This window comes from Streptomyces durocortorensis (assembly GCF_016901035.1).
GTDB classification, from domain to species: Bacteria; Actinomycetota; Actinomycetes; order Streptomycetales; family Streptomycetaceae; genus Streptomyces; species Streptomyces durocortorensis.
This window is the reverse complement of record NZ_JAFEUF010000039.1, coordinates 1-18,957: the sequence shown is the minus strand read 5'-3', so window position 1 is coordinate 18,957 and position 18,957 is coordinate 1. Positions and strand designations below refer to the sequence as shown.

Genomic DNA, 18,957 nt, shown 5'->3' with positions numbered 1-18,957 from the left:
CCCCCCCCCCCCCCCCCGCCCCCCGGGCTTTCCAGGGCTCACGCCCCCGGCTTGTGCTGTGCGGGAACCCCGAGCACCCCGAGCACCCCGAGCACCCCGAGGGTCAGCAGGGCCTGTGCGGCGATGTAGGTGAGCATCACCCAGAAGTCGGGGGCGGGCGCCTGCGGCCACTCGGCGATGCCGGTGGCGATGAGGGCGTCGGAGAGCAGGAAGAGCGCGCCGCCGACCGCCGCGTACGGCCCGAACACGCCCGCCCGCCAGGCCATGGCGGTGAGCAGCAGGCTGTAGCCGGTGAGCGGGATCCGCAGGTCCGCCGGGAGGTCCGGCCAGATCAGCACGAGGAAGACGACGAGCACGAGGGCGTACCCGACCCCGGTGACCAGCGGTGCGGGAGCCCGGCCTCGGCCCTCCCCCCGCCCGAACAGCGTCAGGTAGCAGACATGGCCCACGGCGAACGACCCCATGCCGACGAGGAAGTCCAGGTCGTTGTCGGCGAGGAGGAAGACGTCACCGCCCCACCCGAACAGCAGGGCCGCGACGAGCAGCCGGGGCCCGCCGCGCAGGGCCGCGTACCCGGCGAGCAGCGGCATCAGCAGCGGCTTGGCGACCAGATGGACGGCCTCGGCCCCGGCGAGGAGCCCGACCAGATCGGCCGCGGCGACGAGGAGGAAGGCGAGGAGCACGGGGCGGGCGAAGCGTTCGGCCCGTCCGGCGCGACCGGTGGAGCCGGGGCGGGCGGCGGTGGCGGTCACAGGGCGCGTTCCGGGGCGGGGGTCTGGTCCGGTACGGATACCGCGGCGGCCTGTACGGGTTCCGAACCGTGCGCCGGCGCCGCCGTTTTCGCCCCGTCCTTCGCCGCCGGCTGCCAGCCAGGCCCCCGGAAGACCCGGCCGGCCCGCTCGCTCCAGGTGTCGGCGGCCCGGACGTCCCGGGCGATGGCGGCGTACTCGTGGGTCGCGACGCGCAGCGGGTTGTACGTGGTGATGTTCTTGGTGAGCCCGTAGACGGGCCGCTCGACCTCCGCCGCGAAGGACCCGAACATCCGGTCCCAGATGATCAGGATGCCGCCGTAGTTGCGGTCCAGGTATCCGCCCTGCGAGGCGTGGTGGACGCGGTGGTGGGAGGGCGTGTTGAGGACGTACTCGAAGGGGCGCGGGAGCTTGCCGACGCGCTCGGTGTGCACCCAGAACTGGTAGACGAGGTTGGCCGACTGGCAGAACGCGAGCGCCGCCGGGTGCACGCCGCAGGCGATCAGCGGCAGATAGAAGGGCCAGACGGTCGCGGAGGTCCAGGGCTGGCGCAGCGCGGTGGTCAGGTTGAACTTCTCGCTGGAGTGATGGACCACGTGGCAGGCCCACAGGACCCGGATGACGTGGTGGCCGCGGTGGGACCAGTAGTAGAAGAAGTCCTGGGCGAGGAGCATCAGCAGGACGGTCCACCACAGCACGGGCACCCGCAGCGGCGTCAGCTCGTAGAGCCCCATGTAGATCGCCAGGATGGGGATCTTCCACAGCAGGTCGAAGCCCAGGCTGCCGAGCCCCATGGTGACACTGGTGGCGGCGTCCTTGGTCTCGTATCCGGCCGCGTCCTCGTCCGGATGGAGGCGGTAGCTGACCATCTCGATCACGGTGAGCAGCACGAAGGCCGGTATTGACCACAGCACGACATCGGGCAGGTTCGGCTCCATGCGAGCACCGTAGGGCCGTCGGTCGGTGAGGGCTAGAGGTTGTTACCCACAAGTATGCGAGACCTGCTGTCAGCAGTCTTTGGCACCTTCTGCCAATGGACCTCCGCCCGTCGGTCGGCCCGATAAATACGTGGCGCCCTTCAACACGCCTCCCTAAGCTCCTTCTTGCGCGGGGGCGGCTCCGCGGTGTGCTTCCTTCTCCACCTCTACGACACTCGTAGCGCACCCACTCTCCGCCCCCGCTGCCTCTCTCCTTCTCCTCACCCGCCCCGGGGGCCTGTTTGTCCGTGTCGCCGTCGCTGTCGTCCGTGCTGCTCCGCCGTCTTCGGACGGTGTACGTCGGGGAGGCCGGGCACCGGCCCGGTGATCCGCCGACCACGACCGGGCTGGTGGCCCTGGAGGCAGAGCTCCTGGATCGCGGGTTCGCCCTCACACCGGCTCTGCACGCGGCCCTCGCATGGCTCGGGCCCGCCGGGCTGGCCGACGCGGGGAAGCGGCTGGTGGGGCACATCGACGCCGAGCTCGGCGCGGACCGTACGCACATGCCGCTCTTCCGCAGCTTCCCGGCCTCCGTGCCGGACGACACACTCCAGCTGTACGTGGACCGGGTGTTCACCCTGCTGCTCCAGTGGCCGCACCAGCCGTGCGTGCTCTGTGCCACGGTCGGCAGCGTGCACCCGGTCGCCCCCTGCGCCCACCTCGTGTGCCGGAAGTGCTGGGACGGCGCTGACTACTCCGCCTGTCCGATCTGCCACCGCCGCACCGCCGACGACGACCCGTTCCTGAGACCCGCGCCGCCGCGCCGGCAGGTGGAGACGGCGGCCGGGCCGGTGCAGCCGTTGACCCTCGGCACCGACGCGGCGGCGGACGCGGTCACGGCGCTGGGGCGGCTGCTCGCGCGGCGCACCCCGTTGCCTCCGCAGGACCGGGACGACGTCGTGGCGCTGCTGGCCCACACTCCGGCGGGGCTCGGATGGCTGCCCGAGGAGATTCCCGTACGGGAGACGAAGGCGCTGGTCCTTGGCACGCTGCTGCGGGACCGGCAGACCCGGGACGCCGTGCGGGCGGTCCTGCCCGACCGGCTGACCACCGCCACCGATGTGCTGCGGCTGCTCGCCGTGTGGTCGGGCGGCGGGGCGGACCTGCTGGACACGCCCCGGCACCGGTCCCTGCCGCGCGGGCTGCGGCGCGAACTCCTCGCCGTACTCGACGGACTGGACCCCTCCGCCCTGGTCGAGGACGTCCTGCGGCACCCCGAGCGGTGGAAGCGGGCCGCCGAGACGCTGCACCCGAACGAGCAGCACGCCCGCCACCCGCGGGCCGCCCTGGCCTTCGCCGTGCTGCGGGCGACGCATGTGTCCACGGTGTCGGAACCGCTCGCGGCGACCCTGGTGCGTACGGCGGCCGAGCACCCGCTCGCCGTACGGGCGGACGGGGCGCTGTTCAAGGCCAACACCTGGACCGGGCGGGTCGAGCAGGCGTTCGCGGCGCGCGAGAGCGACACCGTGATCGCCCTCCTCGCCCAGCGCCCGGGCACCCTGCTGCGCCGGCTCGACCAGGTGCTGCGGCTGGAGGAGGACGGGACGCTGCCGGACGCACTGGCCGGCGTGCTGGAGCACGGGCTCGCCGGTGCGGGGCCGGGTCCGCTGCTGGCCGCGCTGGGGCGGCTGAGGATCCGTGACGTTCCCGGCGGGCGGCGGGTCTTCTTCCCCCGGGGCCAGGTGACGCACTCGTACACCCTCGACGACACCCGTCCCCCGCTGCCCGCCCCGACCGTGGAGCGGGTCTGCGCGCTGCTGGAGCGCGAGGTGCTGCGGCGGCTCTCCACCGCGTCCCGCTTCGATCTGGCGGTGCTCGACGAGGGGCTGGCCGCGCTCGCCGTGCCCTCCGCCGAGAGCGCGGCGGCCAAGGCGCTGGTCGCGGTTCCCCGGGGGAGCACGCAGCCGTTGCCCGCGGGCGAGGTGCTGCGGATGTTCCTGCACTGGATGCAGCAGCCCGCCGAGACCGTCGACCTCGACCTGTCGGTGGCCCTTTTCGACGCCGACTGGACGTACCTCGGGCTCTGCGACTACACGAACCTGGTGTACGGGGACCGGGTGGCCGTGCACTCCGGCGACCTGACCTCCGCGCCCGCGCCGAGGGGCGCCAGCGAGTACGCCGACCTGGACCTGGACGGGCTCACCCGGGCCGGGGTGCGGTTCGCCATGCCGGTGGTGTTCAGCTACAACAACGTGCCCTTCGAGCTGCTGCCCGACGCGTTCGCCGGGTTCATGGCGCTGCCGTCGGTGGGCGGGCGCGTCGCGTACTTCGACCCGCGGACCGTCCGCCAGCGCTACGACCTGATCGGCCACTCCCGGGTCCATGTGCCGATGGTGGTGGACGTGGAGCGGCGCACCTTCCTCTGGACCGATCTGCATCTGCCACCGTCTGAGGGCCACCACAGCGTGAGCCGGCACATCGACGAGCTGGGCCGGGCGGGCAGGGACCTGTACCAGTACTTCTCGGCGGGACGTACGACGGTGTGGGACCTGGCGGTGTGGCACGCGGCCGCCCGGACCGACGAGGTGGCGGTCTCCCGCAGGCACGGACTGGTGCGCTACCGGCGCGGGGCCGGGGAGGACACGGCCGCCTTCGCGAGGCGGATACGCACGCTCCGCACCCCGGACGCGGAGGAGCCGCACGGCACGGAGTCCGGCGACGGGGACGGGGTCGCCGCGGTGGAGCGGGCCGCGGCAGGCAAGCGGGTGCTGCTCGCGGTGGTGAACGGGGACGCGGCCCCGGAGAAGGTGAGCGGCACGGTCTACCGGTTGCTGCCCGGTCCGGTGGACGGCTGCGGTCTCGACCGGCTGGCCGCGGGCGACCTGGTGGCTGCGCTCGGCTGACCCGAAGGCGGCGAGCGGGAAACGGAGTTGCGAGTTCCGCGACTCCGTTCCGGACCTGGCCCACCCGGCCGAATAGGGCACTGTCAGTCGCGGCCCGTATTGTCTGTGACCATGCTCGACGACCGCCAGACAGCCGCACCGTGGCCGACCGCCTACCCCCAGGGGTACGCGGTCGTCGACGTGGAGACCACCGGCCTCGCCCGCGACGACCGGATAATCTCCGCCGCCGTCTACCGGCTGGACGCCCTGGGCAACGTCGAGGACCACTGGTACACGCTGGTCAACCCGGAGCGCGACCCCGGGCCCGTCTGGATCCACGGGCTGACGAGCGACGTGCTCGAAGGGGCTCCGCTCTTTCCCGAGGTGGCCGAGGAGTTGTCCGCGCGGCTCGCGGACCGGGTGCTCGTCGCGCACAACGCGGCGTTCGACTGGTCGATGATCGCCCGGGAGTACGCCCGGGCCTCGGTCGTCGCCCCGGTCGAGCAGCGGCTGTGCACGATCGCGCTCGCCAAGGAGCTGCGGCTGCCGCTGCCCAACCACAAGCTGGCCTCCCTCGCCGCGCACTTCGGGGTCGTCCAGCAGCAGGCCCACCACGCCCTGGACGATGCCCGGGTGCTGGCCGAGGCGTTCCGGCCGAGTCTGCATGCGGCGGCCCGGGGCGGGGTGCGGCTGCCGTTGCTGGAGTGCCGGCCGCTGACCGAGTGGTCCGACTCCCCCGTCACCCCCCGCGTCGGGTATCAGCCCTCGCGGCAGCCGAACAGCTGGCGGCCCTCGCGGAAGCGCCCGGCCTGCCCGTATCCCAATCCGGGGCGGTACGAGAAGGAGAAGCCGCTCCAGCAGGGGATGCGGGTGGCCTTCTCCGGGGACACCTCGATCGACCGGGAGCTGCTGGAGGACCGGGCGATAGAGGCCGGGCTCCATGTGGCGACCAGCGTGTCCCGGCTGACCAGTCTGCTGGTGACCAACGATCCGGACGCGGCCACCTCCAAGACACAGAAGGCCAAGTCCTTCGGCACGCCGATCCTGGAGGAGAGCGCCTTCACCCATCTGCTGCGCGATGTGGCGCCCGCCGCCGGGGCCGTCCTGCCGCAGCAGGCGCCCCCGCCGTCGCCGGAGGGCATCGCGCCGTCGGAGGGCACCGCGTCATCGGAGTGAACCGGGCGCGACTCGCCCCGCGTCCGCTCGCCCGGTGCCGCCCGGCGTCCCACCCTGTGGCGCATGGCACGTTGTGAGGTTTGCGGAAACGACTACGGCATGTCCTTCGAGGTGCACGCACAAGGTGCGGTGCACGTCTTCGACTGCTTCTCCTGCGCCATCCACCGCATGGCGCCGATCTGCGAGCACTGCCGGGTCCAGGTGATCGGGCAGGGCGTCGAGGTGGAGGGGCACTGGTACTGCGGCGCCCACTGCGCCCGCGCCGAGGGAAAGGCGGGCATTGTGGACAAAGTGTGAGGGATCGTCTCGTTGCCGGACCGTCCCGGCCGTACCCCTGAGTGCCGCACCCCATGACCCCGGTTGTACGGTCATGGGGTGTACCGCTTCCTGTTGACCCGGCAGTGGGTGATCCTCACCCTGCTCGGCCTCGCGCTGATCCCCACGATGATCGAGCTGGGTTTCTGGCAGCTCCACAAGCACGAGCACCGGGTCGAGCAGAACGGGCTGATCTCGCGGAACCTCGACAAGCAGCCGGTCCCGGTCACCGATCTCACCTCCCCCGGGCACACCGTCCCCCGCTCGGACTACTGGCGCACGGTCACCGCGACGGGCACGTTCGACACCGAGCACGAGGTGGTCGTCCGCCGCAGGACCTCGGACGACGACCGCATCGGTGTCCATGTCCTGACCCCGCTGGACCTCAGGGACGGCGGCACCGTCCTGATCAACCGCGGCTGGGTTCCGGCCGCGCCGAACCAGACCGCCTACCCCGACGTGCCGCCCGCGCCCCGGGGCGAAGTGACCGTCACCGGCCGCCTCAAGGCGGACGAGACGACCGGCAGCAGCGGCATCAAGGACCTGGCGGGGCTGCCGGACCGGCAGGTCATGCTGATCAACAGCGAGCAGCAGTCCCAGCTGCTGTCCCGAACGGTCCTCGGCGGGTACATCGAGCAGACCGAGCCCGCGCCTTCGGGTGATCTGCCGGAGCAGATCACCCGCCCCGACGACAGCTCGATCGGCCCGCACATGGCCTACGCCGTCCAGTGGTGGCTGTTCGTCGCCGCCGTCCCGGTCGGCTGGATCATTCTCGTACGGCGTGAGAAGCGCGACCGCGACGAGCAGGCCGCGGCCGAGAACGCGACGGCCGACGCCCCCGAGCAGCCCGAACCGGCGAGCGCCTGAGGTCAGCGGCACACCATCGGGCTGGTTGACATCGGCCCGGTTCGGGAAAACGCCAGGCGTGACCCCACGCATCGAGGACTACGCCCTGATCGGCGATCTCCAGACCGCCGCGCTCGTCGGCAGGAACGGTTCCGTCGACTGGCTCTGCCTGCCCCGCTTCGATTCCGGCGCCTGCTTCGCCGCCCTGCTCGGCACCGAGGAGAACGGCCACTGGCGCATCGCGCCCAAGGGCGCGAACGCCTCGGACACCTGCGCCCGGCGCGCGTACGTGAAGGACTCCCTGGTCCTGGAGACGTACTGGGAGACGCGGACCGGCACGGTGAAGGTCATCGACTTCATGCCGCAGCGCGACAAGTCGCCGGACCTGATGCGGATCGTCGAGGGCGTCAGCGGCACCGTCGACATGAGTTCGGTGCTGCGGCTGCGCTTCGACTTCGGGTCGGTGGTGCCCTGGGTGCGCAAGTCCCACGGCCACCGGGTCGCCGTCGCGGGGCCCGACTCCGTCTGGCTGCGCAGCGAGCCGCCGGTCAAGACGTGGGGCCAGCAGTTCAGCACCTGCTCCTCGTTCACCGTCGCCGAGGGCGAGAGCGTGGCGTTCGTGCTGACCTGGCACCCCTCGCACTCGCCGCGCCCGAAGCTGATCGACCCGCACAAGTCGCTGAAGCACACGCTGCACGACTGGGCGAAGTGGACGGAGCGGTGTACGTACCAGGGGCCGTACCGCGACGCCGTGCTGCGCTCGCTGATCACGCTCAAGGCGCTGACGTACGCCCCGACCGGCGGGATCGTGGCGGCCCCGACGACCTCCCTGCCGGAGGAGATCGGCGGCGTACGGAACTGGGACTACCGCTTCTGCTGGCTGCGGGACGCCACGCTGACCCTCGGGGCGATGGTCTCGGCCGGCTATCTGGAGGAGGCGGAGGCCTGGCGGGACTGGCTGCTGCGGGCCGTCGCCGGGGATCCGGCGGACCTCCAGATCATGTACGGGCTGGCGGGCGAGCGGCGGCTGCCCGAGATGGAGCTGCCCTGGCTCTCCGGGTACGAGCACTCCCGTCCGGTGCGCACCGGCAACGCGGCCGTACGGCAGCGCCAGCTCGACGTGTACGGCGAGGTCATCGACGCGCTCCGGCTGGCCCGGGTCGCCGGGCTCGACGACAAGCCGCACGCCTGGAACCTCCAGCTCAGCCTGCTCGGCTTCCTGGAGTCGACCTGGCGCGAGCCGGACGAGGGGCTGTGGGAGATCCGCGGCGCGCGGCGGCACTTCGTGCACTCCAAGGTGATGGCCTGGGTCGCCGCCGACCGGGCGGTGCGCTCGCTGGAGGAGAACCCGGAGCTGCCGGGTGACGCCGAACGGTGGCGGGCGATGCGGGACGCCGTGCACGCCGAGGTCTGCGAGAAGGGGTACGACCCCGAGCGGAACACCTTCACCCAGTCCTACGGGTCACGGGAGCTGGACGCCTCGACGCTGCTCATCGTGCGGACCGGGTTCCTGCCGCCGGACGACCCCCGGGTGATCGGCACGGTCGACGCGGTCCGCGCCGAGCTGGGCAGCGACGGCCTGGTCCGCCGCTACAGCACCGAGGGCACCTCCGTGGACGGGCTGCCCGGCGACGAGGGGGCGTTCCTCGCCTGCTCGTTCTGGCTGGTCGACGCGTTGCAACGGATCGGCAGGCCGGACGAGGCGCGGGAGCTGTTCGAGCATCTGCTGGAGCTGCGCAACGACATGGGGCTGCTGGCGGAGGAGTACGACGTGGCTGCGGGGCGGCAGCTCGGCAACTTCCCCCAGGCCTTCAGCCATATCGGACTGGTGAACTCCGCTGTCGACCTGGCCGGGGAGGACCCGGCAGGATAGGGCCATGGATCTTGGACTGAAGGACCGCGTCTACATCGTCACCGGAGCGACCCGGGGCCTCGGCAACGCCACGGCCCGCTCCCTGGTGGCCGACGGCGCGAAAGTGATCATCAGCGGCCGTGACGAGAAGTCCGTCGCGGAGGCCGCCGACGAGCTGGGCGGGGGTGTGGTCGGGCTGGCCGCCGACAACGCCGACCCGAGCGCCGCCCAGCGCCTGGTGGACACCGCGCGGGAACACTTCGGGCGGCTCGACGGCATCCTCATCAGCGTCGGCGGGCCCGCCCCCGGCTTCCTCGCGGACAACACCGACGACCAGTGGCAGACGGCGTTCGAGACGGTGTTCCTGGGAGCGGTACGGCTGGCCCGGACGGCGGCGGCCGCGCTCGGCGAGGGCGGAGTGATCGGCTTCGTGCTCTCCGGGTCGGTCCACGAGCCGATCCCGGGGCTGACCATCTCCAACGGGCTGCGCCCCGGTCTCGCCGGTTTCGCCAAGTCGCTCGCCGACGAGCTGGGCCCGCGCGGCATCCGGGTCGTGGGCGTGCTGCCCGCCCGCATCGACACCGACCGGGTCCGCGAGCTGGACGCGCTGTCCGGCGACGCGGAGGCCGCCCGCACCGCGAACGAGGCGCGTATCCCGCTGCGGCGCTACGGTACGCCGGAGGAGTTCGGGAGGACCGCGGCCTTCCTGCTCTCCCCCGCCGCCTCGTATCTCACGGGCATCATGGTCCCGGTCGACGGCGGGTACCGGCACGGCTTCTGATCCCGCACGCCCTCATACGTCCCCTGGGCCGTCAGGACACCCGTTCCGCGCGGTGCTTGACGGCCTTGAGGCGTACCTCGGCGGGAAGCTCGTCCAGGCCGGCCGAGTCGCGTGCGTGCGTCAGCGCCCCGTCGGCGACCGCGTTCAGCGTCCCGAGCGGCGCGGCGTGCGGCTCCATCCGCAGCCGGAGCCGGGCCCGGGGCGCGGTGCGGCGGCCGGTCAGCATCGCCTGGGCGCGGGCCACGCCGTCCAGTTCGCCCGCCTCCCCGGCGAGCACGCCTTCCAGGGCCCGGCCCCGCAGCTGTGCCCCTTCGCCGTCGCCGCTGTCCACCAGCACCTCGGCGAGCCGGCCGCGGCGGAGCTGGGCGAGGAACCACCACAGGGCGAGGACCACGAGGACGGCGAGGACCGCGATCACGGTCGGCCACCACCAGCCCTCGTCGCGCCAGCGGTGCCGGTCGGCCGCGCTGAGCAGCACGTCGTTCTTGCCGTCCCAGGGCCACCAGGACGGCACGGACGCGCCGAGTCCTGCGGCGAGCACGGCTCCGCCGACGACGACCAGCACCAGTCCGGCCAGGGCCAGCAGGACCCGGTTGACGGTGGAGCGCATGCGGCTCATCCCTTCTTCGCCGGTCGGTGCACCTGGACGGAGAGGGCCGGCGGCTTGGCCAGGCCCAGTTCCGCGACGGCCTTCTCCAGCACGGCGTCCAGGTCGGTCCGTACGTCGTCGAGTTCCCGGAAGTGCGAGAGGGCGCGCACCTTCGCCTTGCGGCGTCCCATCCTGACCCGTACGGACTGCACGCCGGAGACCTCCACGGCGCGGTCGCGCAGGACGAGGGCCGCGGCGGTGCGGTCGAGCCCGGCCCGGACGTCGGCGCGGTCGCGGCGCATCGGCAGCAGGTCGCGCAGTCCGGGGGTGAGGGCCAGCAGGAGCAGCCAGAGGCCGATCGCCGCGGCCACCCCGGCCCCGATGAGCACGGGGACGTCGTCCAGGCGGTGTTCGGCCAGGCCGTCCGCGAGGGAGCGCCGCCACTGCATGGCCGGATGGTCGGCCCGTACGGCGGCGATGTCGTAGAGCAGCAGCCCGGCCGCGCCGAGGACCACGAGGGCCAGCAGGGCGGCCGGAACCCGGCGCGCGGACCAGAAGCGGCCGGCCCTGCCGTCGCCCTTCTCCAGGGTGGGGACCGGTTCGCGGGCGTCGGCCGCCGCGTCCGGGGCCGGTGTGCTCGGGTCTTCGTCGCTCCGGTCCACGGTGGGCATCCGCCGGGTGGAACCGTTCGGTTCGCCGGGTTCGGTCATCGGATCCTCCCCTGTGCGGCGGCGCTCGCTCCGGCGGGGTGCAGCCGTTCGACCTGGACGGCCACTTCGGGCACCTCCATGCCGGCCAGCGCCTTGACCCGCTGGACGACCCGGCGGCGCACCGCGCCGCACTGGCGGCCGATGTCGCTGGGGTAGCCGAGCTCCAGGCTGACCCGGACCCGGGCGGCGTCACGGTGCACGGTGACCGTGGCACGCGGCGACGCCCCGTCCGCGGGCGGTTCCTCGACCGCCTCCTTCGCCGCCTGGGCGGCGATCTTGGCGACGACACGGTCGGCGATCCGGGTCTCGCCCCGTTCGGCGGCGGCGACCCGGCCGGTCACCGCCGTCACCGTCGCCGGTCGCCGCGCTCGCGACTCCGGAAGAAGTCGCCGGGCTCCAGGTCGCCGTCCAGGAAGCGGCCGGCGATGAAGCCGATCGCGCCCAGCGCGGCCACCAGTACGAAGGCTCCGAACCCGCCGAAGTATCCGGCGAACCCGAGCGCCATGCCGGCCAACAGACCGGCGACAGCCATGCTCATCGTGTCTTACTCCTCAACTGCCGTGCGACGGAGATGCGGAAGGGCTACTGGACCCGCTGCTCGGGCTCGTCGTCATCGTCCTCCTCGTCGGGCAGCTTGACGTCGCTGACCGCGATGTTGACCTCGACGACTTCGAGACCCGTCATGCGCTCCACGGCGGCGATGACGTTCTCGCGTACGTCCCGGGCCACGTCGGAGATGGACACGCCGTAGTCGACGACGATCTCCAGGTCGAGGGCGGCCTGGGACTCGCCGACCTCCGCCTTCACTCCGCGGGTGACGGACTTGCCGCCGCCGGGAACCCGGTCGCGGACGGCGCCGAACGTCCGCGACAGGCCGCTGCCCATCGCGTGGACACCGACGACATCGCGTGCCGCCATCCCGGCGATCTTCTCGACGACGCCGTCCGCGATGGTGGTACGGCCCCGGGTGCCGGGGTCGCCGCCGCCGCGCTTGCCGAGGGACTTGTCGCCCGAACCGCTGTCGGGGTTGTTGCGCTGGGAGCTTTCAGTCATCGCCGCTCTTCCCTTCGGGGCAGGGTTGGACTTCCTTGCCCACGTTAAGTGCGCTTTCCCCATCCCGCGCCGTGGATGCGGCAGGCTGGGGCAATGACAACGGCGCGGGGCCCGCAGAGGGTCGACGGATGGACCGCTGCGGTACGGCAACGGCTGGGCCTGGGCAGGCTGCTGCCGCTGGGCGGCCCGGCCGACGGCTCGTGGATCGCGGAGAGGGCCGCCGCATCGGTGTTGCGCGAGGCGGCGGCCCGCCCGGGGACGGTGCTGGGGAGACTGCGGATCGGCCCGGTGGAGGAAGCCACGGAGGGTGCGAGGGCCGGGGGCGGCCCCGCTGCCGGGCCGGCCCGGGCGAACGCGGCGGGTCCGGCCGGCCCGGTGCCGCCCCCGGCTCCGCCGAGCGCCCTGCCGCCGGGGCCGCTGCGGATCGAGGCGGAGTTCTCGGCAGCCCCGGACCGGCCGCTGCCCGACACGGCGGCGGCCCTGCGCGCGGCGCTCCTCACGGCGGCGGCCACCCGGCTGGGTCTGGAGGTCACCGAGGTGGACCTGACGGTGACGACATTGCTGGAGGACGGTGCGCCCGATCAGGTGACGGCACAGCCGCCACCGGCGGCCCCGGTCGCCGCGCCGGAGGGCCCGGTGGCGACGGCGGCCGCCGGGGTACCGGGCGTCGTCTCGCTGACCCGGGTCCTGGGCAGCCCGGTGCACACCGCCCGGGACCACGTACGGGTGGAGTTGGCGACGGCCGGGGATCACCGGGCGCTGGATGTCGCCCGGTCGGTGCGTACGGCGGCGGCGGCGGCCGCGGAGGAGCGGCTGCCGGTGTCGGTCCTGGTCACGGATGTGGCGGAGCCGGGTTCTTGAAACGCTCAGGCCGGCGTGCGCCCCGGCTCGCGCGGCGGCGTCAGTCGGTGATGCCCGCCAGGTCGCGGAGCCGGCGGCCCTGGGCGGCCCGCTCGGCGACGCGCTGCTCCTTGTAGTCACGCGAGAGCGCGCCCTTGAGGAGGGCCTTCGTCTCGACGACGGCGTCGCGGGGCGCTGCCACCAGGGCGGCGGCGAGGTCACGGGCCGCCGCGTCGAGCTGGTCGGCGGGCACCACGAGGTTGGCGAGGCCGGTGCGCTCGGCCTCCTCCGCGTGGACGAAGCGGCCGGTGGCGCAGATTTCGAGCGCGCGGGCGTACCCCACGAGGTTCACCAGGGGGTGGGTGCCCGTGAGGTCGGGGACGAGGCCGAGGCTGGTCTCCCGCATGGCGAACTGCACGTCCTCGGCGACGATCCGCAGATCGCAGGCGAGGGCGAGCTGGAAGCCGGCGCCGATGGCGTGGCCCTGGACCGTCGCGATCGACACGAGGTCGTTGCGGCGCCACCAGGTGAACGCCTCCTGGTACTCGGCGATGGTCGCGTCGAGCTCGGCCTCCGGGCCGCGCGCCATGTCGAGGAACGACGGCTCGCCGTCGAAGCCTTCGGGGGTGAAGGCCTGCCGGTCGAGGCCCGCGGAGAAGGACTTGCCCTCGCCGCGGAGCACCACGACCCGTACCGTGCCGGGCAGCGCCCGTCCGGCCTCGGTCAACGCCCGCCACAGAGCGGGAGACTGAGCGTTGCGCTTGGCCGGGTTGGTGAGCGTCACCGTGGCGACGGCGTCGTCGACGGTGAGCCGTACGCCGTCCTTGTCGAGCACAGTGTCGAGCGAGGTCATGGGGCGCCTCCGGGTGGGGTGCGGTCAGCACTCGGAACTAAGTGACTGAACAGTAACCACCCGGACGACCTTGCGGTCAGCCGGGTGGTCACCCCGTATTGCCTTGGGCCCGAATGACGCCGGATGACGCCGAAGACACCGAAACCGCGGAGGCCTCAGGCCGAAGCGGCCTTCTTGCCTCGTGTCGCGCCGCCGCGTCCTCGCAGCGTCACTCCGGATTCACTGAGCATCCGGTGGACGAACCCGTAGGAGCGGCCGGTTTCCTCGGCCAGCGCCCGAATGCTCGCACCGGAGTCGTACTTCTTCTTCAGGTCTGCCGCGAGCTTGTCACGCGCGGCGCCGGTTACCCGGCTGCCCTTCTTCAGAGTCTCGGCCACCCGTGCCTCCTCGTGGGAAGTGCGCTCTGGACTCTCATGATCACCCCTCCCGCGCTTCCTGGCCACCCATTCGGCAAGGTCGGTGCGAGCGGTTTCCCGGACGAGAAGCGCGTGAACACGAGCGGAATCCCTGATTCCAGCGGGCGCGCGAGGGCGCACGGCCCTGACCTTCAGGAGAACCGGCAGGTCAGGGCCATACGGGGAGGTGCCGCCCGAGAAGGGGCGCACGGTGGGTGAGCGCCGGGCGCACCACCGGAGTACGAGAGGTTCTCACGCAGATGACGGATCACGCGTAGGCCGAATGATCTATCCCCGGTGGATCGGGCAGGGGGCGCGGGGTGGATCAGGCGAGGGCGACGAGGTCCCGGTAGTCCGCTCCCCAGAGGTCCTCGACACCGTCCGGGAGCAGGATGATCCGCTCCGGCTGGAGCGCCTCGACGGCGCCCTCGTCGTGGGTGACGAGGACGACCGCGCCCTTGTAGGTGCGCAGCGCGCCGAGGATCTCCTCGCGGCTGGCGGGGTCGAGGTTGTTCGTCGGCTCGTCGAGCAGGAGCACGTTGGCGGAGGAGACGACCAGGGTCGCGAGCGCGAGCCGGGTCTTCTCGCCGCCGGAGAGGACGCCCGCGGGCTTGTCGACGTCGTCGCCGGAGAAGAGGAACGAGCCGAGCGTCTTGCGGACCGCGACGAGGTCGAGGTCGGGGGCGGCGGAGCGCATGTTCTCCAGGACCGTGCGCTCCGGGTCGAGGGTCTCGTGCTCCTGGGCGTAGTACCCGAGCTTGAGGCCGTGCCCCTCGATGATCTGGCCGGTGTCGGGCTTCTCGGCCCCGCCGAGCAGGCGCAGCAGCGTGGTCTTGCCGGCGCCGTTGAGGCCGAGGATGACGACGCGGGAGCCCTTGTCGATGGCGAGGTCGACGTCGGTGAAGATCTCCAGCGAGCCGTACGACTTGGAGAGGCCCTCCGCCATCAGCGGGGTCTTGCCGCAGGGCGAGGGGTCGGGGAAGCGCAGCTTGGCGACCTTGTCGGAGACCCGTACGGCCTCCAGGCCCGAGAGCAGCCGGTCGGCGCGCTTGGCCATGTTCTGGGCGGCGACGGTCTTGGTGGCCTTGGCGCGCATCTTGTCGGCCTGCGCGTTGAGGGTCGCGGCCTTCTTCTCGGCGTTCTGGCGCTCGCGCTTGCGGCGCTTCTCGTCGGCCTCGCGCTGCTGCTGGTAGAGCTTCCAGCCCATGTTGTAGACGTCGATCTGGGAGCGGTTGGCGTCGAGGTAGAACACCTTGTTGACGACCGTCTCAACCAGTTCGACGTCGTGGGAGATGACGACGAAGCCGCCGCGGTAGGACTTGAGGTAGTCGCGCAGCCAGACGATGGAGTCGGCGTCGAGGTGGTTGGTCGGCTCGTCCAGGAGCAGGGTGTCGGCGTCCGAGAAGAGGATCCGGGCCAGCTCGACACGGCGGCGCTGACCGCCGGAGAGCGTATGGAGGGGCTGGCCGAGCACCCGGTCGGGCAGGCTGAGCGCGGCGGCGATGGTGGCGGCCTCCGCCTCGGCGGCGTACCCGCCCTTGGTGAGGAACTCCGTCTCCAGGCGCTCGTACTTCTTCATCGCCTTCTCGCGGGTGGCGCCCTGCCCGTTCGCCATCCGGTCCTCGTTCTCCCGCATCTTGCGCAGGATCGTGTCGAGGCCGCGGGCGGAGAGGATGCGGTCCCGGGCGAGGATGTCGAGGTCGCCGGTGCGCGGGTCCTGCGGGAGGTAGCCCACCTCGCCGGACCGGGTGATGGTGCCGCCGGCGGGGGTGCCCTCGCCCGCGAGGCACTTGGTGAGGGTGGTCTTGCCCGCTCCGTTGCGGCCGACGAGGCCGATGCGGTCGCCCTTGGCGATACGGAAGGACGCGGATTCGATGAGGATGCGGGCGCCGGCGCGCAGCTCGATGCCGGAAGCGGTGATCACGGGAAAAACTCCAGGGCAGTTTGGACGGCGGAGGGACGAGGGCGGAGGTCTCTCGACGCCGCTAATGCACAAGGAGGAAGGCCATACGGCCCATTCTACTGGCGGCGCGCAACTCCTTTTCCGCGTGCCCGGCGGGACGAACCGTCCGATACTCGGCGCAGGGCGGCACCCCGTCGCCCGCCCGAGCCCCGAGGGTGGTGCCCGTGCAGTTCGACGACGACGCCGATCTGGACACGTCCGAGGTCCAGGATGTGCGTGGCAGCCGGATCCCGGGCGGGAGGGCCACCGTGGGCGGTGGCATCGCCGGGGTGATCGCGCTGATCCTCGGCCTGCTCTTCGGTGTCGGCCCCGATCAGCTCGGGCTCTCCTCCGACGGCGCCGACCCGGCGGCGACCTCGTCGTCGGCCGGACAGGTGCAGGAGAGCTGTCTGAAGGGGCAGGACGCGAACAGCCGGGAGGACTGCCGGACGGTGGCGGTGGTCAACAGCGTGCAGGACTTCTGGCGGCTGGAGTTCCAGCGCCGCGACGCCACGTACGCGGGCGCCCGGACGGTCCTGTTCAGCCAGCAGGTGGGCACCGCCTGCGGGGCCGCCACCTCGGCGGTCGGGCCGTTCTACTGCCCCGGCGACCGCAAGGTCTATCTGGACCTCGGGTTCTTCGACGACCTGCGGACGAAGTTCGGCTCCAGCGGCGGGCCCTTCGCGCAGGCGTACGTGGTGGCGCACGAGTACGGCCACCATGTGCAGAACCTGATGGGCACGCTGGGCCGGTCGCAGGACGGGCGGCAGGGCGAGAACAGCAACGCGGTGCGGGTCGAGCTGCAGGCCGACTGCTACGCCGGGGTCTGGGCGCACCACGCCACGACGACGCCCGACGAGTCGACCGGCCGGCCGCTGATCACCGAGCTGACCCGGGCGGACATCCGGGACGGCCTGGACGCGGCCGCGGCGGTCGGCGACGACCGGATCCAGGAGCGGTACCAGGGCCGGGTCACCCCGGAGTCGTGGACGCACGGTTCGGCCGCGCAGCGGCAGCAGTGGTTCTCCACCGGGTTCAGCACGGGCGACATGGAGCGGTGCGACACGTTCGCCTGACCGGCGCGAACACCTTCGTGAGGGCATTGTCAGTGCCCGGTGGAAGACTGAGACACAGATCACAGAAGAGGTGAGAGGGATGGCAGGCGTGGCGAAGGGTGTCCCGACGATCTACCCGACGGTCCTCTACGACGACGCGAAGGCCGCGATCAGGACGCTGACGCAGGGCCTCGGCTTCACCGAGGAAGCGGTGTACGAGGGCGAGAACGGCAGTGTGCTGCATGCCGAGCTGTCCTTGGGCAACGGCAGGGTGATGCTCGGTTCCAAGGGGCGCGAGGGCGTGTTCGCCCGGGCGATGGCGGGCGCGGGCCCGGCGGGGGTGTACGTGGTGGTCGACGAGGTGGACGAGCACTGTGCGCGGGCCAGGGAGTTCGGCGTGGAGATCCTGATGGAGCCGACCGACCAGGACTACGGCTCCCGGGACTACATGGCGCGGGACGCCGAGGGCAATGTGTGGAGCTTCGGGACGTACGCCCCGGGGTCCGCCGGCTGAGCGGGCGCCCGGGGCGCAGGGATCCGGGGCGTACGGATCAGGCTCCGCCGGTGTGCACCTGGAAGGCGGCCCGGCGGACCGCCTTGGCCAGGGCCGGGTCCGGGTGGGCCGCGGCGAGCGCGACCAGGACCTGGACGGTGCGGGGGTGGCCGACGGCCCTGACCTCGTCGAGGAGGGCCGGGACGGTGCCCTGGACGGCGGAGTCGAGGTGGCGCACCAGCAGGCCGGTCTCGCCGTGGTCGGCGACGGCGGCGGCCGTGTCGACCCAGAGCCAGGTGGCCTCCTCGCGGCTGAGGACGTCCTGGGCGTCGTCCGGGTCGTTGCCCTCGTACTCGGCGAGCCAGAGCAGCGCGTAGGGCCGCAGCGAGGGTTCGGCGAGCACGGCGCGGACCTCGGGCTCGGCAGGCCCGCCGACGACGCGCAGCGCCTCGAAGGCCAGGCCGCGCAGCAGCGCGTCCTCGCCCCGGGCGACGGCGAGCAGTTCGGCGACGGCGCTGCCGACCGTGCGGGCGGCGAGCCAGGCGCGGTATTCGTCGCGGGCCGGTCCCGGGGTGAGCCGGGCGCAGCCGAGGAGCATGTCGGCGGCGGACTGTTCGATGTTCCCGGCCGGGCTCTGGGCGGCGACGCAGATCTGTTCCAGCTTGACCCAGACAGCCCAGTTGCCGAGCGGGGTGAGGGTGGCGTGCCCTTTGCCGAGGGTCAGCGCCCCGACCGCGGCGAGACCTTCCAGGGCCCAGTCGAGCAGCAGGGCGTTGAGGTCGGCGCTCCGGGCGGGCCCGGCAGTCGTCCCGGCCCGGTCGGCGACCGTGTCGCCCGGTGCGGGGACCGTACCGGCCGGGGCGGAGGCCGTATCGGCAGGGGCGGAGGACGCGGATCTGCCGGGGCCCAGGGGCACTTCGCAGCGCTCCTCCTGGAGTTCGGCGACGCGCTGGCCGAGGAGGTCCAGCAGGGCGGGGACGGTGACGGGGCCCGCGGAGAGCTGGAGGAGCGAGAGCACCTGCGGCACGGCCTCGACGGCCTCGGCGACCGCGCCCGCCTCGACGCCCTCGGGCGCGGCGAGGAGGAGCGACCAGGCGTCGAAGAGCGCCACCCAGCCGCGCAGCACGGCGGAGTCGTCCCGGTCCCAGGCGCGCAGGCGCCAGCCGGGGCGGGCGGTGTCGCCGTGGAGTTCGACGAGTCCGGCCAGCCGGGCCCGGTCCCAGCCGGCGCGCACCTGCGCCGGGGAGAGCTCCAGGGCGGTGGCCGCCCGTTCGAGGGCGTGGGCCGCGAGCGGGGCGGCGTTGCCCGGCCCCGGGGTGCCGGCTGCCCAGTGGGCGATGCGTACGGCGTCGGCGAGCACCGCCCTGGCCTGGCGGGCCAGTTCCGCGCGGGGCGGGGTGCCCTCGGGGGGCCGCGGTTGGGGCTTGGCCGTGGCCTTGGGGGGTGGGGGTGGCCTTTCGCCGCCAGCCATCACGACGGCCTTCATGTCGGAAACGTCCTCCTACAAGA

At 72.7% G+C, this 18,957-nt stretch carries 20 protein-coding genes; 9 read left to right on the top strand and 11 right to left on the bottom strand.

The genetic code is table 11. The annotated features are described in order from the left end of the window. Positions 1 to 38 precede the first annotated feature (38 nt). Together JS521_RS10880 and JS521_RS10875 are read right to left on the bottom strand one after the other, a co-directional pair. Entirely contained in the window at positions 39 to 752 is a 714-nt protein-coding gene (locus JS521_RS10880) for a lysoplasmalogenase (RefSeq protein WP_205082518.1), read from the bottom strand. Next, on the bottom strand, positions 749 to 1,687 hold the full coding sequence (locus tag JS521_RS10875; protein ID WP_205082517.1) for a sterol desaturase family protein: 939 nt from the start codon (positions 1,685 to 1,687) through the stop codon (positions 749 to 751). The genes JS521_RS10880 and JS521_RS10875 overlap by 4 nt, the downstream gene beginning before the upstream one ends. A 287-nt stretch (positions 1,688 to 1,974) precedes the next feature. Here JS521_RS10875 and JS521_RS10870 point away from each other — a divergent pair, with 287 nt between their 5' ends. The 6 genes from JS521_RS10870 to JS521_RS10845 all read left to right on the top strand — a co-directional run bounded on the left by JS521_RS10870 (position 1,975) and on the right by JS521_RS10845 (position 9,518). Next, positions 1,975 to 4,569: an MXAN_6230/SCO0854 family RING domain-containing protein gene (locus JS521_RS10870; RefSeq protein WP_205082538.1), complete on the top strand. Its 2,595-nt coding sequence runs from the start codon at positions 1,975 to 1,977 to the stop codon at positions 4,567 to 4,569. A gap of 105 nt (positions 4,570 to 4,674) precedes the next feature. After that, positions 4,675 to 5,724: a DEDDh family exonuclease gene (locus JS521_RS10865; protein ID WP_205082516.1), complete on the top strand. Its 1,050-nt coding sequence runs from the start codon at positions 4,675 to 4,677 to the stop codon at positions 5,722 to 5,724. 63 nt (positions 5,725 to 5,787) lie between these two features. Next, positions 5,788 to 6,021, top strand: coding sequence for a metallothionein (locus JS521_RS10860; protein WP_078618651.1), 234 nt, complete (start codon positions 5,788 to 5,790; stop codon positions 6,019 to 6,021). 78 nt (positions 6,022 to 6,099) lie between these two features. Further along, the gene (locus tag JS521_RS10855) at positions 6,100 to 6,906 is read left to right on the top strand and encodes an SURF1 family cytochrome oxidase biogenesis protein (RefSeq protein ID WP_205082515.1); all 807 of its coding nucleotides are present in this window, start codon (positions 6,100 to 6,102) and stop codon (positions 6,904 to 6,906) included. Positions 6,907 to 6,964: 58 nt separating this feature from the next. Then, on the top strand, positions 6,965 to 8,758 hold the full coding sequence (locus tag JS521_RS10850) for a glycoside hydrolase family 15 protein (RefSeq protein WP_205082514.1): 1,794 nt from the start codon (positions 6,965 to 6,967) through the stop codon (positions 8,756 to 8,758). 4 nt (positions 8,759 to 8,762) lie between these two features. Then, entirely contained in the window at positions 8,763 to 9,518 is a 756-nt protein-coding gene (locus tag JS521_RS10845; protein WP_205082513.1) for an SDR family oxidoreductase, read from the top strand. Between the two features lie 31 nt (positions 9,519 to 9,549). Here the strand turns inward: JS521_RS10845 and amaP are convergent, their stop codons facing one another. Genes amaP through JS521_RS10820 form a run of 5 tightly spaced genes read right to left on the bottom strand, consistent with a single transcriptional unit; the run spans position 9,550 to position 11,870 of the window. After that, complete coding sequence (gene amaP, locus JS521_RS10840; protein ID WP_239487083.1) at positions 9,550 to 10,128, bottom strand: alkaline shock response membrane anchor protein AmaP; 579 nt, start codon at positions 10,126 to 10,128, stop codon at positions 9,550 to 9,552. Positions 10,129 to 10,133: 5 nt separating this feature from the next. Further along, positions 10,134 to 10,817, bottom strand: a complete 684-nt coding sequence (locus JS521_RS10835; RefSeq protein ID WP_205082511.1) for a DUF6286 domain-containing protein — start codon at positions 10,815 to 10,817, stop codon at positions 10,134 to 10,136. Beyond that, complete coding sequence (locus JS521_RS10830) at positions 10,814 to 11,167, bottom strand: Asp23/Gls24 family envelope stress response protein (protein ID WP_205082510.1); 354 nt, start codon at positions 11,165 to 11,167, stop codon at positions 10,814 to 10,816. The genes JS521_RS10835 and JS521_RS10830 overlap by 4 nt, the downstream gene beginning before the upstream one ends. After that, the gene (locus JS521_RS10825) at positions 11,164 to 11,355 is read right to left on the bottom strand and encodes a hypothetical protein (RefSeq protein WP_006123598.1); all 192 of its coding nucleotides are present in this window, start codon (positions 11,353 to 11,355) and stop codon (positions 11,164 to 11,166) included. The genes JS521_RS10830 and JS521_RS10825 overlap by 4 nt, the downstream gene beginning before the upstream one ends. A gap of 44 nt (positions 11,356 to 11,399) precedes the next feature. Continuing rightward, positions 11,400 to 11,870 (bottom strand): Asp23/Gls24 family envelope stress response protein, encoded by a 471-nt coding sequence (locus JS521_RS10820; protein ID WP_205082509.1) that lies wholly within the window; start codon positions 11,868 to 11,870, stop codon positions 11,400 to 11,402. A 93-nt stretch (positions 11,871 to 11,963) separates the two neighbouring features. Here JS521_RS10820 and JS521_RS10815 point away from each other — a divergent pair, with 93 nt between their 5' ends. Beyond that, positions 11,964 to 12,731 (top strand): hypothetical protein, encoded by a 768-nt coding sequence (locus JS521_RS10815; protein ID WP_205082508.1) that lies wholly within the window; start codon positions 11,964 to 11,966, stop codon positions 12,729 to 12,731. 40 nt (positions 12,732 to 12,771) lie between these two features. Here JS521_RS10815 and JS521_RS10810 read toward each other — a convergent pair whose 3' ends face one another. The 3 genes from JS521_RS10810 to JS521_RS10800 form a co-directional block, all read right to left on the bottom strand. Next, positions 12,772 to 13,563 (bottom strand): enoyl-CoA hydratase/isomerase family protein, encoded by a 792-nt coding sequence (locus JS521_RS10810; RefSeq protein ID WP_205082507.1) that lies wholly within the window; start codon positions 13,561 to 13,563, stop codon positions 12,772 to 12,774. A 155-nt stretch (positions 13,564 to 13,718) separates the two neighbouring features. After that, positions 13,719 to 13,940 (bottom strand): helix-turn-helix domain-containing protein, encoded by a 222-nt coding sequence (locus JS521_RS10805; protein WP_006123601.1) that lies wholly within the window; start codon positions 13,938 to 13,940, stop codon positions 13,719 to 13,721. Positions 13,941 to 14,283: 343 nt separating this feature from the next. Then, positions 14,284 to 15,882, bottom strand: coding sequence for an ABC-F family ATP-binding cassette domain-containing protein (locus tag JS521_RS10800; protein ID WP_205082506.1), 1,599 nt, complete (start codon positions 15,880 to 15,882; stop codon positions 14,284 to 14,286). A 203-nt stretch (positions 15,883 to 16,085) separates the two neighbouring features. On the opposite strand from JS521_RS10800, the gene ypfJ reads away from it, so the two are divergent. Continuing rightward, positions 16,086 to 16,976 (top strand): KPN_02809 family neutral zinc metallopeptidase, encoded by an 891-nt coding sequence (gene ypfJ / locus JS521_RS10795; RefSeq protein WP_010070324.1) that lies wholly within the window; start codon positions 16,086 to 16,088, stop codon positions 16,974 to 16,976. Positions 16,977 to 17,055: 79 nt separating this feature from the next. Next, positions 17,056 to 17,469 (top strand): VOC family protein, encoded by a 414-nt coding sequence (locus JS521_RS10790; protein WP_205082505.1) that lies wholly within the window; start codon positions 17,056 to 17,058, stop codon positions 17,467 to 17,469. Positions 17,470 to 17,506: 37 nt separating this feature from the next. Here JS521_RS10790 and JS521_RS10785 read toward each other — a convergent pair whose 3' ends face one another. Continuing rightward, on the bottom strand, positions 17,507 to 18,934 hold the full coding sequence (locus JS521_RS10785; protein WP_239487082.1) for a hypothetical protein: 1,428 nt from the start codon (positions 18,932 to 18,934) through the stop codon (positions 17,507 to 17,509). Between the last annotated feature and the right edge of the window lie 23 nt (positions 18,935 to 18,957).

What these genes read in the sequence shown, in the direction of transcription:
- JS521_RS10875 (WP_205082517.1), bottom strand. Translation starts at nt 1,687, where the DNA reads ATGGAGCCGAACCTGCCCGATGTCGTGCTGTGGTCAATACCGGCCTTC.
- JS521_RS10860 (WP_078618651.1), top strand. Translation starts at nt 5,788, where the DNA reads ATGGCACGTTGTGAGGTTTGCGGAAACGACTACGGCATGTCCTTCGAG.
- JS521_RS10835 (WP_205082511.1), bottom strand. Translation starts at nt 10,817, where the DNA reads ATGACCGAACCCGGCGAACCGAACGGTTCCACCCGGCGGATGCCCACC.
- JS521_RS10825 (WP_006123598.1), bottom strand. Translation starts at nt 11,355, where the DNA reads ATGAGCATGGCTGTCGCCGGTCTGTTGGCCGGCATGGCGCTCGGGTTC.
- JS521_RS10845 (WP_205082513.1), top strand. Translation starts at nt 8,763, where the DNA reads ATGGATCTTGGACTGAAGGACCGCGTCTACATCGTCACCGGAGCGACC.
- amaP (WP_239487083.1), bottom strand. Translation starts at nt 10,128, where the DNA reads ATGCGCTCCACCGTCAACCGGGTCCTGCTGGCCCTGGCCGGACTGGTG.
- JS521_RS10785 (WP_239487082.1), bottom strand. Translation starts at nt 18,934, where the DNA reads ATGAAGGCCGTCGTGATGGCTGGCGGCGAAAGGCCACCCCCACCCCCC.
- JS521_RS10790 (WP_205082505.1), top strand. Translation starts at nt 17,056, where the DNA reads ATGGCAGGCGTGGCGAAGGGTGTCCCGACGATCTACCCGACGGTCCTC.
- JS521_RS10815 (WP_205082508.1), top strand. Translation starts at nt 11,964, where the DNA reads ATGACAACGGCGCGGGGCCCGCAGAGGGTCGACGGATGGACCGCTGCG.
- JS521_RS10820 (WP_205082509.1), bottom strand. Translation starts at nt 11,870, where the DNA reads ATGACTGAAAGCTCCCAGCGCAACAACCCCGACAGCGGTTCGGGCGAC.
- JS521_RS10810 (WP_205082507.1), bottom strand. Translation starts at nt 13,563, where the DNA reads ATGACCTCGCTCGACACTGTGCTCGACAAGGACGGCGTACGGCTCACC.